Annotated in this window: 15 protein-coding genes; 4 read left to right on the forward strand and 11 right to left on the reverse strand. The window is 67.5% G+C overall.

The annotated features are described in order from the left end of the window. Nucleotides 1–18: 18 nt before the first annotated feature. From ACLP9N_RS13810 to ACLP9N_RS13845, 8 genes are all read right to left on the reverse strand, one after another. A complete protein-coding gene (locus ACLP9N_RS13810) occupies nt 19–942 on the reverse strand; it encodes an NAD kinase (RefSeq protein WP_442407939.1) in 924 nt (307 codons plus the stop codon). Next, entirely contained in the window at nt 939–1,748 is an 810-nt protein-coding gene (locus tag ACLP9N_RS13815; RefSeq protein WP_442407940.1) for a TlyA family RNA methyltransferase, read from the reverse strand. Before ACLP9N_RS13815 ends, ACLP9N_RS13810 begins: the two co-directional genes overlap by 4 nt. An 8-nt stretch (nt 1,749–1,756) precedes the next feature. Then, nucleotides 1,757–1,957, reverse strand: a complete 201-nt coding sequence (locus tag ACLP9N_RS13820) for a hypothetical protein (RefSeq protein ID WP_442407941.1) — start codon at nt 1,955–1,957, stop codon at nt 1,757–1,759. A gap of 24 nt (nt 1,958–1,981) precedes the next feature. Continuing rightward, nucleotides 1,982–3,001: an HAD-IIA family hydrolase gene (locus tag ACLP9N_RS13825; protein WP_442407942.1), complete on the reverse strand. Its 1,020-nt coding sequence runs from the start codon at nt 2,999–3,001 to the stop codon at nt 1,982–1,984. Then, complete coding sequence (locus ACLP9N_RS13830; protein ID WP_442407943.1) at nt 2,998–3,861, reverse strand: tetratricopeptide repeat protein; 864 nt, start codon at nt 3,859–3,861, stop codon at nt 2,998–3,000. Before ACLP9N_RS13830 ends, ACLP9N_RS13825 begins: the two co-directional genes overlap by 4 nt. Nucleotides 3,862–3,950: 89 nt before the next feature. Then, entirely contained in the window at nt 3,951–4,253 is a 303-nt protein-coding gene (locus tag ACLP9N_RS13835; RefSeq protein ID WP_442407953.1) for a DUF732 domain-containing protein, read from the reverse strand. 145 nt (nt 4,254–4,398) lie between these two features. Next, entirely contained in the window at nt 4,399–5,679 is a 1,281-nt protein-coding gene (tyrS, locus tag ACLP9N_RS13840; protein WP_442407944.1) for a tyrosine--tRNA ligase, read from the reverse strand. A 66-nt stretch (nt 5,680–5,745) separates the two neighbouring features. Further along, nucleotides 5,746–6,357, reverse strand: a complete 612-nt coding sequence (locus tag ACLP9N_RS13845; protein WP_442407945.1) for a DNA-3-methyladenine glycosylase — start codon at nt 6,355–6,357, stop codon at nt 5,746–5,748. Nucleotides 6,358–6,446: 89 nt separating this feature from the next. On the opposite strand from ACLP9N_RS13845, the gene ACLP9N_RS13850 reads away from it, so the two are divergent. The 4 genes from ACLP9N_RS13850 to ACLP9N_RS13865 are packed head-to-tail and all read left to right on the forward strand — an operon-like array spanning nt 6,447 to nt 9,918. Beyond that, complete coding sequence (locus tag ACLP9N_RS13850) at nt 6,447–7,718, forward strand: ammonium transporter (RefSeq protein WP_442407946.1); 1,272 nt, start codon at nt 6,447–6,449, stop codon at nt 7,716–7,718. Between the two features lie 55 nt (nt 7,719–7,773). Continuing rightward, nucleotides 7,774–8,541 (forward strand): ABC transporter ATP-binding protein, encoded by a 768-nt coding sequence (locus ACLP9N_RS13855; RefSeq protein ID WP_442407947.1) that lies wholly within the window; start codon nt 7,774–7,776, stop codon nt 8,539–8,541. After that, nucleotides 8,472–9,293, forward strand: a complete 822-nt coding sequence (locus ACLP9N_RS13860) for an ABC transporter permease (protein ID WP_442407948.1) — start codon at nt 8,472–8,474, stop codon at nt 9,291–9,293. The genes ACLP9N_RS13855 and ACLP9N_RS13860 overlap by 70 nt, the downstream gene beginning before the upstream one ends. A gap of 1 nt (nt 9,294) precedes the next feature. Beyond that, nucleotides 9,295–9,918 (forward strand): TetR/AcrR family transcriptional regulator, encoded by a 624-nt coding sequence (locus ACLP9N_RS13865; RefSeq protein WP_442407949.1) that lies wholly within the window; start codon nt 9,295–9,297, stop codon nt 9,916–9,918. On the opposite strand, the gene ACLP9N_RS13870 is transcribed toward ACLP9N_RS13865, so the two are convergent. The 3 genes from ACLP9N_RS13870 to ACLP9N_RS13880 form a co-directional block, all read right to left on the reverse strand. Next, nucleotides 9,884–10,099 carry a Trm112 family protein gene (locus ACLP9N_RS13870; RefSeq protein WP_442407950.1) on the reverse strand — a complete coding sequence of 72 codons (216 nt, stop codon included), beginning with the start codon at nt 10,097–10,099 and terminating at the stop codon, nt 9,884–9,886. The two genes, ACLP9N_RS13865 and ACLP9N_RS13870, sit on opposite strands and share 35 nt — an antisense overlap. Then, on the reverse strand, nt 10,092–13,082 hold the full coding sequence (locus ACLP9N_RS13875) for an acyl-CoA synthetase (RefSeq protein WP_442407954.1): 2,991 nt from the start codon (nt 13,080–13,082) through the stop codon (nt 10,092–10,094). Before ACLP9N_RS13875 ends, ACLP9N_RS13870 begins: the two co-directional genes overlap by 8 nt. Before the next feature lie 227 nt (nt 13,083–13,309). After that, nucleotides 13,310–13,621: a DUF4189 domain-containing protein gene (locus tag ACLP9N_RS13880; RefSeq protein WP_442407951.1), complete on the reverse strand. Its 312-nt coding sequence runs from the start codon at nt 13,619–13,621 to the stop codon at nt 13,310–13,312. Between the last annotated feature and the right edge of the window lie 399 nt (nt 13,622–14,020).

Genomic DNA, 14,020 nt, shown 5'->3' on the forward strand with positions numbered 1-14,020 from the left:
CAGCACCGGCCGGCGCCGTTACTTTCCGCGCCAACCGGTCACTGGCAACCGGAATTTGCGCACCAAGCGGTCGGTGAACGGCGCGCTGTCCAGACGCGCCCATTTAACCGGTGTGGCACACCGGGTCACCTCCAGCCGTCCGCCGGCCGGTAAAAGCATTTCGCGGCGGCCGTCGCAGTACACCAGGGCGTCGTTTCCGCTCGCCTCGATTTCGATCGCGATCATGGCATCCGGGCTGGTGACCATCGGCCGGCCGAACAGCGCGTGCGCGTTGTTGGGTACCACCAGGATCGCTTCGAGGTCCGGCCACAACACCGGGCCGCCCGCCGAGAACGCGTAGGCGGTGGATCCGGTCGGCGTGGACACCAGCACCCCGTCGCAGCCGAATGTGGACACCGGGCGGCCGTCGATTTCGACGACCACCCCCAGCACGCCCAGTCGCAGACCCTTTTCCAGGCTGGCCTCGTTGAGCGCCCATCCCTGCTCGATGACGCGGCCCCGATGGCGCACAACGATATCCAGCGTCAGTCGCTCCTCCACCCGGTAGTCGCGCGCGATGACGTGCTCGAGCACCAGGTCGATGGCCTCCGCCTCGGCTTCGGCCAAAAAACCGATCCGGCCCAGGTTGACGCCCAGCACCGGGATGCCGGCGTTGCGGGCCAACTCAGCCGCCCGCAAGAAAGTGCCATCACCGCCGAGAACCAGCACCAGTTCGCAGCCCTCGGCGGCGCGTCGGTCGGCGTCGACCACCTCGATCTCGACGCCCAGTGCGCGAATATCGTCGGGCGCCAGGTGCAGCGATCCGCGGTCGACCGCCTCGGCGGATAGCACGCGAAGCGCAATTCCGTTGTCGCCCAATACTTTCTCTACCCGCCGCGCGGTCTCGGTAGCGTCATCCCGTCCGGTGTGGACTACCAGCAGGACGGTACGTTGCGCGGTCACTGGGGGCCCTCTGTCACCGCGCGCTGCACCGCACCCACCAATTCATCACCGGCCAGCACCCGATCGGTCTCGGCGCGCAGCCACAGGAAGTATTCGACGTTGCCGGATGGGCCCGGCAGCGGGCTGGCCGTGATATCCACGGTGTGCCACCCCAGCTCCCCTGCGCGCCGCGCGACGCTCAGCACCGAATCGGCACGCATTACGGGGTCGTGAACCACCCCGCCGGGACCAACCTGGCCCTTCCCCACCTCAAACTGCGGCTTCACCATGGGAACGATATCCGCGTCGGGCGCGGCACATCCAGCCAGCGCCGGTAATACGGTGGCCAGCGAGATGAACGACAGGTCAGCCACCACCAGGTCGGCCTGCCCGCCGATCGCCTCGGGCGACAGGTCTCGCGCGTTGGTTCGCTCGACGACGACCACCCGCGGATCGCAGCGCAGCGACCAGGCCAGCTGGCCGTACCCCACGTCGGCGGCAACCACTTGGGCCGCCCCGCGATCGAGCAGCACCTCGGTGAACCCACCCGTCGACGCGCCGGCGTCCAGGCAGCGGCGGCCCTCAACGGAGATCTCGAAGGCGTCCAGCGCACCGATGAGTTTGTGCGCTCCTCGCGACACCCAGGTGCGTTCGCCGTCATTGGCCACGGTCAGCGCCGCGGTGACGGCGACGGCGGTGCCCGGCTTGACGGCCGGCAGGCCGTCGATGCGCACCTTGCCGGCGCCGATCAACTCCGCGGCCTGCTGACGGGATCGGGCCAGGCCGCGCCGCACCAGCTCGACGTCGATGCGGGCACGCCGAGGCATGCGCGCACTCAGCCCTTCTCCGCCGATTCCAGGGCCCGTAACAGCACGTCGTGCGCCTCCGACAGACGGCGTGCCATCTCTTCCAGGTCGGCGAGAGACGGCCCGCTCTCTGGTCCGTCCGCCGACTCCGCCGTCATGTCGGCAGGGTCGGGCAGGTGGGCCAGCAGGGCGTTGATTTCAGCGCGGATCTGATCAGGATCGGTAGTCATTGCGTCCCTTACGCTAGTCACCGCCTAGTCGCTCTGCACAAGAGACCAGCGCCGCAGCGCGGCGCGCGCGTCGTCGTCGCCAGCCTCGATGCGCGGTGGTCGACCCGTCGAGTCGGCGTCCCATATCGCGCCGGCGACGGCGCGAACGATCGATAACCCGTCCCCTTGACGGTCTGGGTCCCGGCCGGTGGCGCTGACCGCGGCCGCACCATCGCTGAGGTCGACGCGCCAGCCCGGCTGCGGCCCGACCGCGAGCAGCGTGCCGTCCTGGTGCAGCGAGCGCAGGTCGTGGCCGATGTAGGTGGGCCGCTGGGCGGGTTCGGCGTAGACGGCGTCGCGCGCGGTGTTGACCCCGGTGAGTACCATCAGGCTGGGCATTCCGGCGGCGTTGGCGCCCTCGATGTCGGTGTCCAGCCTGTCGCCGATCACCAACGGCGAGCGGAAATCGCCGCGTGCCATCGCATCTGTCATCAGTTGCGGCCCCGGCTTGCCCGCCACCTGGGGTTCGGCGCCGGTGGCCGTTCGCAGGGCGGCGACCAGCGAGCCGTTACCGGGCAGCAGGCCACGCTCGGTGGGCAAGGTGGGATCGACGTTGGCCGCCACCCAAAGCGCCCCGGCCCGGATGGCCAGCGCGGCCTCGGCAAGATCGGGCCAGCCGATCGTCATCGAGAGCCCCTGCACAACGGCAACCGGGTCGTCCTCATACCGGCGCACGGGACGCAGTCCGACTGCGGCGATCTCGTTGGCCAGTGCGTCGGTGCCCACAATCAACACCGGTGAATCCGGCGATAACTGACCGACGAGCAGGTGCGCCGCACTCTGGGCGCTGGTGACGACATCGGCAGCGCTGGCGGTGAAGCCGAGGTCACGCAGGTGCGCCGCCACCTCGTCCGCGCTCCGAGAGGCATTGTTGGTGACGAAGAGCTTGCGGCTGCCCGCCTCGTCCAGCGCCTGCACCGCGCCCTCGGTGGGCCGACGGCCGCGAAACACCGTCCCGTCCAGGTCGACCAGCAGGCAATCATATTCTTGCGCAAGGCTTTTCACGGTTTTTCTGCCGAACCCAGCTCTTCTACCCGGTCTTCGGCGTCGGTGACGCCTTCGATATCGGCGCCCGCGGAGCGCAGGAACCACTGCAGCGCCTCGTCATTGCGGCCGAGCGCCACCAGCGTGTCGGCGTAGGCGTAGAACAACCGCGCAGCGGTCGAGCCGGTGCGGTTCGGGTCGAGCTGCGGCGTGGACAACACGGCCAGCGCCTGCTCCAGCTGCCCGAGATCCGCGCGGGCACCGGCGGCCACGATGCGCAGTTCGTCGGCGTCGTCGCCGGTGAGCTGGGCCGCCTCGGGCCCACGCGCCAGTTCGATCGCCCGCTCCGGACGGCCAAGACCCCGTTCGCAATCGGCGAGCAACGCGAGCAGCGGGGACTTGCTGCCCATCCTGCGGGCGGCGCGCAACTCGGAGAGCGCCTGGCCCCAATCGCCGCAGTGATAGGCGGCGATTCCGACGGCCTCGCGAATCGCGGCGATCCTGCTGGCCCGGGCCCGCGCGGCGCGGGCGTGACTCAGGGCCGCTTCCGGGTCGTCGTCGAGCAACTGCCCGGCCGCGACCAGGTGCCGTGCCACCGCGTCGGCGGTGGCACGGTCCAAGGTGCTCAGCTCACGCCGGACCTCGGGCGCCAGCTGCCTGGCGTCGACGCCCTGCGGTACCGGCGGCCCTTCGACACCACCGCGGGGTGCGCCTTCGCCGTCGGGCGGTGCGCCCTGGGGCTGCGCCGGACGCGCCCGGCCGGGGCCCGACCAGCGGGCTTCCCGCTCGGTGCGTGGCCCGCGCCTCTGAGAGTTGCCGGAGCCGCCGGATGACGAACGCGGACGCCGCTCACCGCCGCGACCATGCCTGTCCTCGACCACTCGTGCTGTCCATTTCGTTCGCTGCCGGTCTCCCCGTAGAGGTTACGGGCAGGTCGGATGTCCTGGACGGTCGGACGTTCAGGCCGCCGTTAGGCCGGTAGCCGGTTAGACAACAGAGGTGCCAGAACCGCTGGACAATAGGTCCCGATTGCTATGACGGTGAACACACCGGCCGCATCGTGGGACATTCCGCTGTTGTCGGCCACTCTGGATGCAATGGAGTCGAACGAGCCGTCCGGCTGGAACAGCATCGGACAGACCGACTCGCCCAGCGCCGTCGTGGTTGCCGGTTCGCTGTATGGGACCCCGGCATTGGTCAGGGCCGCCAGGAACGCGTTGCCCATCATGTCTGCGCGGATGGGTGCCGCCAGCGTCGCAGCGGCAGCGGCCATGCCCGCGGTCAACGCCACAAAGCGAAGGGCGGGTCGACGTACGTTGGGCGCGCAAAACACTGTGACAACAGTGGTGGAGAAGAGTCACAGCGACAGCACGGTCCGGTAAAGGTTTGCGCACTAACGCGTTTTGCTACCCGATCCGTCAAATTCGTTCAATGCCGGCGATATTGCGCTTGCCGCGGCGCAGCACCAGCCAGCGACCGTGCAGGAAGTCCGAGTCCTGCGGCGCCCACGCTTCGCTGTCGATGCGGACGTTGTTGACCGACACCCCGCCCTCGTCGATCGTGCGTCGCGCCGCGCCCCGGCTGGCCGACAAGCCGGTGGCCACCAGCAAATCGACGATCCCGTCGGGGCCGCCGGGCTTGAGCTCGGCGACCGCCGTCTCGCGCAGCGCCGCGGCCAGCGTCGACTCGTCGAGACGGTCGAGTTCCCCGCGGCCGAAGAGCGCTTGGCTGGCATGCTCGACCGCTGCCGTCGCCTCTTCTCCGTGCACCAGAACGGTGAGCTCGGCGGCAAGCCGACGCTGGGCGGCACGCTGCTGCGGGCGCTCGGCCGTCGCTTGTTTCAGCTCGGCTACCTCGTCGGCCGACAGGAAGGTGAACCAGCACAGGTAGCGGATCACATCCGCGTCGGCGGTGTTGACGAAGTACTGGTACCAGGCATAGGGGCTGGTCAGCTGCGGGTCCAGCCAGAGGCTGCCGCCGCCGGTGGATTTGCCGAATTTGGTGCCATCGGCCGCGGTGACCAGCGGAACGGTGAGCGCATGCACCGAAGCGCCCAGTTTTTGGCGCACCAGGCGGACCCCGGCGATGATGTTGCCCCACTGATCCGAACCGCCGATCTGCAGCGTGCAGCCGTGCCGCTGGTGCAATTCGACGTAGTCATTGGCCTGCAGCAGCATGTAGCTGAACTCGGTGTAGGAGATCCCCTCCCCCTCCAGGCGCCGCCGGATGGTGTCGCGATCCAGCATCACGTTCACCGAGAAGTGCTTGCCGAGATCGCGCAGGAACTCGATCGCCGACATGGAGCGTGTCCACTCGAGGTTGTTCTCGACGATTGCGGCAGTCCCGGGCTTCGCGGCGTCGTCGAAATCGACGAAGCGTTCCAGCTGTCCGCGGATCCGCTCGGTCCAGTCGGCGACGGTGTCGGCCTCGTTGAGCGTGCGCTCGCCGATGTCACGCGGGTCACCGATCATGCCGGTGGCGCCGCCCGCGAGCACGATGGGGCGATGACCCGCACGCTGAAACCGCCGCAACGTCAGCAGCGGCACCAGGTGTCCGGCATGCAGACTCGGCGCGGTCGGGTCGAAGCCGGCGTACACCGTCATCGGCCCCTTTTGTGCTTCGGCCGCCAGCGCGTCGAGGTCGGTGGACTGCGAGATCAATTCGCGCCAGCCCAGCTCGTCGAGGATCATGCTTGACATCCCGCAAGACTCTAGTGGTGATCGCAAGCGCGGCGAAGCCGGGCGCAGCGGGTCACCACCATCTATCTAGTCGCTGGCGCCCGGCGCGGGCGCCCGTGGACTGCGCCGGTAGGCCGACACCTCGGGCCTGCCGGCGAGCCACAACCGCCAAGGCCGGTCGGCGGCCTGGCTGATCCCAACACGTGGACCCGACACCGCGCCTTGCGCCGCGTTGAGGACAAGCCGCACCGGACTCTTCGGGGCGAACAAGTCAATCCCGTTGTCGGCCATGGTGATTCCCAACGCCGAACACAGATTGCCCGGACCGCGTGCCAGCGCGACGGTACGGACGGCCGCGCCGCGCCGCGCCTGGGCGACGTCGAGGCCCACGTCGATGGCCGCGGCCCTGAGCAACACCGCGGCGGCGACGCCGTCGGGTCCGCAGGACACGTTGGCACACACGTGAATACCGTGGCTGCGGTAGGTGTACAGGTGCCCGGGCGGCCCGAACATCACCGCGTTACGGCCGTTGAGACCGCGATACGAGTGCGCCGAGGCGTCCGGCCACGGGCCATCGGAGACCCCGCCGTAGGCCTCGGCCTCGACGACGGTGGCACACACACCGCGACCGATGAGGGTGGCACCGAGCAACCGATGCGCGGCCGCGACCGGGTCGACTAACAGCTGGCCTGCAGCCACCCGCCGAACCTACCGGCACCGCAAACATGACAGTATCCCGGTGTCCTGGGGTGTCCCAGCATCCCCGGGGCTCAAGGAGGAGCCCAAATATGCATGCGATCGACGCCGCCGCTACCGCGTGGCTGCTGGCCAGCACCGCACTGGTCCTGCTGATGACCCCAGGCCTGGCGATCTTCTACGGCGGCATGGTGCGCACCACCGGGGTGCTGAACATGATCATGATGAGCTTCATCTCGATACCGCTGGTCACGGTGGCGTGGCTGTTGGTCGGCTACACCATCGCGTTCTCCCACGACGGGGCGGGCGGGCTCATCGGCGACCTCAGACATATCGGGATGCTCGGCATCACGCCCGATACCGCTCATGGAGTGGTTCCGGAACTGCTCTACGCCACGTTCCAGTTGGCGTTCGCGATCATCACAGCCGCCCTGGTCAGCGGCGCGATCGCCGACCGCGCCAAGTTTGCGGCCTGGATGGTCTTCGTGCCGGTGTGGGCGATCGTCGTGTATTCGGTTGTCGCGCACTGGGTCTGGGGACCCGGTGGCTGGCTGGCCAAGTTGGGCGTGCTCGACTACGCGGGCGGCCTCGTCGTCGAGATCGTCTCCGGGTCCTCTGCCCTGGCGCTGGCGCTGGTGCTCGGGCCCCGCATCGGCTTCAAGAAAGACGCCATGCGGCCGCACAATCTGCCGTTCGTGCTGCTCGGTGTCGGGCTGCTGTGGTTCGGCTGGTTCGGGTTCAACGCAGGTTCGGCGTTGGCCGCCAACGGAACCGCCGCCGCCATCTTCCTCAACACCCTCGTCGCCGGCTGCCTGGGCATGCTCGGCTGGCTCTCGGTCGAGCAGATCCGTGACGGCAGGCCCACGACATTCGGCGCGGCATCCGGTGTGGTCGCCGGCCTCGTCGCCATCACGCCGTCGTGTGGAACCGTCAACACGCTCGGCGCGGCGGTCGTCGGCCTGGCCGCCGGTATCGTGTGCTCGTTCGCGGTGGGCGCGAAATTCCGTTTCAACTATGACGATTCGCTCGATGTGGTCGGGGTGCACTTCGTCGGCGGTGTCGTCGGCGTGCTATTGATCGGACTTCTGGCGACAGCGGTCATGACGTCGGGTCCGCAGGGCCTCTTTTACGGGGGCGGCCTCGCCCAACTGGGCAAGCAGGTGCTCGCGGTCGTCGTCGTCGCTTTCTATGCGTTCACGGTGTCGTTCGTGCTCGCCACGTTGATCGATCGGCTGATGGGCTTCCGGCTCAGCGCAGAGGACGAGACGACCGGCGTCGACTTCACTCAACACGCCGAAACCGCCTACGCCGAAGGCGTGCACGGACATCACCCGTCGCGCCGCCCGGGCTCCGACGGAGGCTGACCGATTCCACGCCGCAACCTTGACAGCGCGGCTGTACGGGACGATTATTCATCGTATGATGAGTTCATCGAGTGATGAATTACTGCGCAATGGCGCGGAACCGGCCATCGTCATCGATCACCTGCGCGTGATCCGCGGCAAATTGTCCGCAGTACAGGACATTTGTGTTCGGATCGCCCGAGGCACGATCACCGGCCTGCTCGGCCCTTCCGGATCCGGCAAGACCACTCTGATGCGCTGCATCGTCGGGACGCAGATCGTGACCGGAGGCTCGGTGACGGTGCTCGGCCACCCAGCCGGAGCGCGCCAACTGCGGCAACGGGTCGGCTATATGCCGCAAGATCCGACGATCTACGACGATCTGCGGGTGATCGACAACGTCCGCTACTTCGCCGAACTCTGCGGGACCGAGCGTCAAGCCGCCGACGAGGTGATCGACGCGGTGGACCTGCGTACTCACCGCACCTCCCGCTGCGCCAACCTCTCCGGCGGGCAGCGGACCCGGGTCTCATTGGCTTGTGCGCTGGTCGGCCGGCCCGATCTGCTGGTGCTCGACGAGCCGACCATCGGCCTGGACCCGGTGCTGCGTGTCGAGCTCTGGGAGCAGTTCGACGCGGTCGCTCGGCGCGGCACCACGCTGCTGGTGTCCAGCCACGTGATGGACGAAGCCGACCGCTGCGGTGATCTGCTGTTGATGCGCGAAGGCCAGCTTCTGGCGCACACCACGCCGGAACAGCTAAGGAAGGAGACGGGATGCACGTCACTGGAGGAAGCGTTTCTGTCGATCATCCGACGCACCACCACCGTGCCCGCAGCCGGCTGACGCCGCAGAACTACACCGCCACGACGACGCGGATCCTGCGCCAACTGGCCGCCGATCATCGCAGCGTCGCGATGATCCTGTTGGTGCCGGTAATGGTCATCACGCTGATGTACTTCATGTTCCAAAACGCCCCGCATCGCCCGGGCGCCCCGGCCCCGTTCAACAACGCCTGCCTGATCCTGCTGGGCCTCTTCCCGCTTTTCGTGATGTTCATCATCACGGCGATCACCATGCAGCGGGAACGGGCCTCCGGAACGCTGGAGCGCATCCTGACCACTCCGCTGCGCCGGCTCGACCTGCTGATCGCCTATGGGACCGCGTTCTCGATAGCCGCTGCGGTGCAAGCGAGTTTGGCGTGCATCGTGTCGTTTTGGTTGCTCGGCTTCGACACCGCGGGTAGCCCGGCGTGGGTGTTCTTGATCGCGATCGTCAACGCCGTCCTGGGGGTTGGCCTGGGCCTGCTGTGTAGCGCGTTCGCGCGCACCGAGTTTCAGGCCGTGCAATTCATCCCGCTGGTGATGGTGCCGCAGCTGCTGCTGGCCGGCATCATCGTGCCGCGGGCATTGATGCCACATTGGCTGCAATGGATCAGCAATGTCATGCCCGCCAGCTACGCGCTGGAGGCGCTGCAGCAGGTGGGTGCGCACCCGCAACTGACCTACGTCGCGGTGCGCGACATCGTCGTCGTCTTGGGCTTTGCGCTCGCGGCGCTGTGCCTGGCCGCGGCAACGCTGCGGCGACGGACGCCCTAGCGTGACGACCGCCAACACCGGGCGCCGACGGCGCGGGCGGCCGACCGGAAGCTCCGGCACCCGCAATCGCATCCTGACGAGCGCTCGGGAGCTCTTTGCCCGCAATGGAATTGGCAATACGTCGATACGCGCGGTGGCCGCGGCGGCGGGCGTCGATTCGGCGCTGGTGCATCACTACTTCGGCACCAAGGAGAAACTGTTCGCCGCCGCCGTTCACATCCCGATCGATCCGATGGACATCATCGGCCCGTTGCGCGAGGTGCCGATCGACGAAATCGGCTACCGCCTGCCGTCAATGTTATTGCCGCTGTGGGATTCCGACCTGGGTACAGGGTTCATCGCCACGCTGCGATCCATCCTGGCCGGATCGGAAGTCAACCTGTTTCGCACGTTCATTCAGGACGTGATCGCGGTGGAAGTGGGCCCGCGCGTTGACAACCCGCCGGGCAGCGGGGTCATCCGCATCCAGTTCGTCGCCTCGCAGCTGGTCGGCGTGGTGATGGCGCGCTACATCCTGGAATTGGAGCCGTTCGCGTCGCTGCCGGCCGAGCAGATCGCGCAGACAATCGCGCCCAACCTGCAGCGCTACCTCACCGGGGATCTGCCGGACGGCCTTGTGCCATGAACCGGGCGTGCTCGTCGTCGTCGACGTCGCGGGCCTCGTCGATCAGCAGCACCGGGATGCCGTCGTCGATGCGATAAGCGCGGCGCAGCCGCGGGTTGTAGAGCAGCTCGCCATCCACGAGTACCAGCGGACCCCGGTCGGCGGGGCACACCAGAATGCTCAGCAGGGAATCGTCAAGCATTGGTGCGTCTTTTCCCACCACTCAGCCCACCAGTCAGTTCCGCGCGCGCCGCGGGAGTCAACCGCCGGAACTCGTTGCTGCCTGTGTCGAAATACCATGCCTGGCGTGCCGATTTGGGAATCCCGGCCGCGCGCAGCGCACTGACGGTGGGGCGGTAGGTCGCGCTCAACGTCATCTGCGGGCAGACGTGCACAATGTCGGGCCCCAGCCCGACGGGCATGTTGGCGACGGCTTCGGTCAAGTCGGCGGCCGTGATCGTGGCTCCCGGCAGCAATGTCAGCGCCGATACCGCCAGCTGCCGGCCATTCACCGACACGTCGTAGCTCACCGCGAGGTCGACGCCGTTGATGAAGCCGAGCGCGTCGGTGATCGGCTCGGCATAGACCAACCCGCGGGCGGTGCGAATCACCGAACCGCGCCTGCCCATCAACCAGAAGTTCCCGTCGGCGTCGCGGCGGAACAGGTACTCGGTCGATATCCAGGTGTCGCCGGGCGCGAAGACCCCGCGTTTGACCGACGCGGTCGGATCGATCGGTCCGTTGGACTGCGCGAGTAGCACCCCGATCTGGTTGACGTCGGCGACCTGGACGAAGCCGCGGTCGTTTTCCAGGATCAAGTCCCGCTCGGCGTCGTACGCACCCAGCTCGACACGCCCGGCGCCGGGCAGCGGGCGACCCTTACTGCCGACCTTCACGCCGGACACATTGGCCAGCACCGCCTGCCCGTCGGTGGTGGCGAAGAACTCGACGATGTGCGCGGGCGCGAACGCGTCGACGACCCGCTCCCACAGCCCGGTCGGCATACCCGAGCCGATGAACAGCCGCACCGGGTGGTTGCCCTGCAGCGCGAACGCCGGATCGTCGACGACGTCGCGCAGCATCGCCCAGGTGTAGGACACGACGGTGACGCCGTACTGACGTACCTCCTGGACGAAGCGGTCCGCGTTCATGCCGCGCGACAGCGCGATGCGGGTCCCGCCGACGACGGCACCCCCCAGGCTGACCAGCAGCGCCGACTCGTGGTGCAGCGGCGTCAGGCAGTAGACGGTGTCTTTGCGGTCCAGGCCGGCCGCAGAGGCGGTCCCGAAGGCCGACACCGCCCAGCGGTAGTTGGTGATCTGCTTGGCCACCAGCTCGCCGCCCGCGGCGTTGAACGCGATGAACGCCAAATCCCGCGCCAGCGCGGGGTTGGGGCGGTACCAGCCGGGCAACTCGACGGCGTCAGGGTCGATCTGTTCCATGTCGATGACTTGGGCCTGCTCAGAGGGGTCTTCCGGCAGGTGCAGGTCGCGCGTCTCCCCGCCACCCAACACCAGCACCTGGCCCTGCAGGTTGCGTGCGGCATCGAGGTTGGTGGGGTCGGTCAGGATCTCGGACACTCCCCCGAGCCGGACCGACTCGGCCAGATCGGCGTCGGGCCGCATTACCACCGCGACCGCGCCCAGCCGGGACAGCGCGGCGATGGCGACCAGTGCGCTGGGTCGCGTCTCCATCAGCACGCCCACGCGGTCGCCCTGCCGTACCCCGACTTCGATCAGGCCGCGAACGACGTTGTTGATGCGGCGGTTCACGGCCTCGTAGGTGTGTACGCGACCGTCGAACAACAGGAATTCGCCCTGCGGGGCATCGTGGGCCTGTTCCTCGATGATGCGGCCCAGCGAGATCCGGGTGTGATCGTTGATCTGTCCCAGCCGGGCCAGCCGCGGCAGTGTCCGGGCCGTCTCCACTGCCAGCGTGCGCATCGATTTGTTGGCCGCGGCGACCGCGTCAACCGCACCGCGGGCCAGCGCCACCGTCGCCTCGGAGAACTCGCCCAGGCCGTGCGAGAGGCGAGAACTGAATGCCACGCCGCTGTCGGTGTGCTCCTCCGGCTGATCTGCCATCAGGTCGATGTTCGCCGGCTTGTCGCCACCGGTGGACAGCCAGCGCACCCATTCGGCGACGGTCGGCCAACTCTCCTTGGCCGCCTTCGATCCCACCACTAGGCCGAAATGTCCTGTGCGGATGAGGTATTCGAACACTTCGGCGTTCGGCGCCGCCCTCCGGATACCGCGCACAGCCGCGGGCTGGCCGATGTCGTCGACCTCACCGACGAACGCCAGTATCGGGCAGGTGATATCGGTGAGCGTCACCATCTGCCCGTTGACGGCGAAACCGCCCGTCATCATTCGGTTGTGCGCGATGAACTGCTTGAGCAACTCGGAGATCGCCGGTCCCGACCACGCGATCCAGCCTTCGGACTCCAGGAATCTGCGCTGTTGTTCGCGCGGCAACAGGGCCTCGCGGTCGTGTAGCTGACGCACGAAGTCGACCCGCGCCTTGGCGGTCTTGAGTGGGTCCATCATTTGAAAACCGGTGCGCGCCAACCAGCTTGGAATATTCAACCGGGTGAAGACGTGATCGGCCATGAAATCGGCGATGGCGGGAGCCAGGTTCGGCGGTAAGCCCATGGGCAGCGCGGCCAGGGTGTCCACCGGCGAGCCGAAAGCCACGATGCTGGCGAGATTCTTCGAACGCCGGTATGCCGCGACCTGATAGCACCACATCCCGCCCTGCGAGTATCCGACCAGGTGCACGTCCTGCCCGGTCGCTTCCTTCACCGTGTCGATCGCCTCACTGAGCGCGACGATGTGGTCGGCCAGAGTGCGCCGCATCCCGCCCTCGACCTTGTCGGGCGAGCCGAAGTCGATGACCCAGGGGTCCAGGCCGCTGGCGTGCAGGATCCCCACCGCCCCGTCCTCGCGGGTGACGTCCCACATATCGGCCGACATCATCATCGGGTGCACCATCAGCACCGGCGGGCCCACCTTCGGCTGTCCGCGTCGGCTGTCCGGCGGGAAGTACCGTTTCAGCTTGTACATCGGTACGCTCTGGACGATCTGGGACGGCGACGGGACACTGCCTGTTTCCAGGCCCCCTAGCCGTATGACTTCCAGCCCGTTCTGCGCCGTGGCCACCAGACGCTCGATCGGTCGGGTGACCATCGAAAAATTGAGATCCACCGCTGCTCCCTGAATCCGTACAGCTTGGACATCATGGCACATCGGCCCGCCGGGTGGTTTTGATCAGGCAGTTTGCCCATGCGGCGGCGGAGCTACGTGACTGGCTGCCGGCATACCCGCCGTCAGCCGCTGCAGCCGTTGAGGTCGATCTTCGAGCCGGGTCCCGCACCGTCCAAGGCTGCCGCGTCAGCTGCGTCTTGGAAGAACCCTTACCGCCCCGCGAACGTTTTCCCGTCGCTGCTCTCCGCGATCGACACACAGCCCAGTCCTGATATCACTACCTGGCAATCGTTCGTCTTGCCAGTGACGTCGGACCACAGGACGGCGGCCTCCTCCGCCCTTTGGTGAGTCGAATAGTTGAGTCGGATCGCTTCTTGTCCGGTCGAGGTTGACGCCGCGATTGCTCCCCAGCAGCCCGGGTGGCATTCGAGACTGATATCGGCTTTGGCCACCGGAGCAGCCACCATCGATCCCGCGGCGACGCCAACACCGATCACCGCAGCCAGCCCAACCTTCCTCATGGTCACGACCTGACAGTCGCAGCCGTGGCTCGGAACGAGGTAAGAACTGACTCTGAGGCCCGTTAAACGGCGGCGGGAGCCGTATTGCAGCACAGCGGGTTTCGCGAGATTGACGGGGCCCCGGCGCGGGTAGCTCACCTGCTCGGAAACAACAGCGCGCTGCCCGGCGTGGTCACGTGAGTCTCAGATGACTGTGCCAGCCGCCAGATGGCCGCTGGGACTGTGAGCCACGCTGGCGCACCTGTGTCTTGCCGATGCCCTTTGCCTTATGTAATGGCGTGGCTAGCGCCGCCGCGCTGCTGCTCCGATGCCAAGTACTCCACCATCCGGCAAAGGTTGACAACAGCCGCGCTCAACTTGTAGATGGTGGCGTCCCGATCTTCCACGCACGACTGCCAG

It is taken from the genome of Mycobacterium sp., from assembly GCF_052144515.1.
GTDB lineage: Bacteria > Actinomycetota > Actinomycetes > Mycobacteriales > Mycobacteriaceae > Mycobacterium.

What these genes read in the sequence shown, in the direction of transcription:
- ACLP9N_RS13815 (WP_442407940.1), bottom strand. Translation starts at nt 1,748, where the DNA reads ATGCCTCGGCGTGCCCGCATCGACGTCGAGCTGGTGCGGCGCGGCCTG.
- ACLP9N_RS13820 (WP_442407941.1), bottom strand. Translation starts at nt 1,957, where the DNA reads ATGACTACCGATCCTGATCAGATCCGCGCTGAAATCAACGCCCTGCTG.
- ACLP9N_RS13835 (WP_442407953.1), bottom strand. Translation starts at nt 4,253, where the DNA reads ATGGCCGCTGCCGCTGCGACGCTGGCGGCACCCATCCGCGCAGACATG.
- tyrS (WP_442407944.1), bottom strand. Translation starts at nt 5,679, where the DNA reads ATGTCAAGCATGATCCTCGACGAGCTGGGCTGGCGCGAATTGATCTCG.
- ACLP9N_RS13850 (WP_442407946.1), top strand. Translation starts at nt 6,447, where the DNA reads ATGCATGCGATCGACGCCGCCGCTACCGCGTGGCTGCTGGCCAGCACC.
- ACLP9N_RS13855 (WP_442407947.1), top strand. Translation starts at nt 7,774, where the DNA reads ATGATGAGTTCATCGAGTGATGAATTACTGCGCAATGGCGCGGAACCG.
- ACLP9N_RS13860 (WP_442407948.1), top strand. Translation starts at nt 8,472, where the DNA reads ATGCACGTCACTGGAGGAAGCGTTTCTGTCGATCATCCGACGCACCAC.
- ACLP9N_RS13870 (WP_442407950.1), bottom strand. Translation starts at nt 10,099, where the DNA reads ATGCTTGACGATTCCCTGCTGAGCATTCTGGTGTGCCCCGCCGACCGG.
- ACLP9N_RS13875 (WP_442407954.1), bottom strand. Translation starts at nt 13,082, where the DNA reads ATGGTCACCCGACCGATCGAGCGTCTGGTGGCCACGGCGCAGAACGGG.
- ACLP9N_RS13880 (WP_442407951.1), bottom strand. Translation starts at nt 13,621, where the DNA reads ATGAGGAAGGTTGGGCTGGCTGCGGTGATCGGTGTTGGCGTCGCCGCG.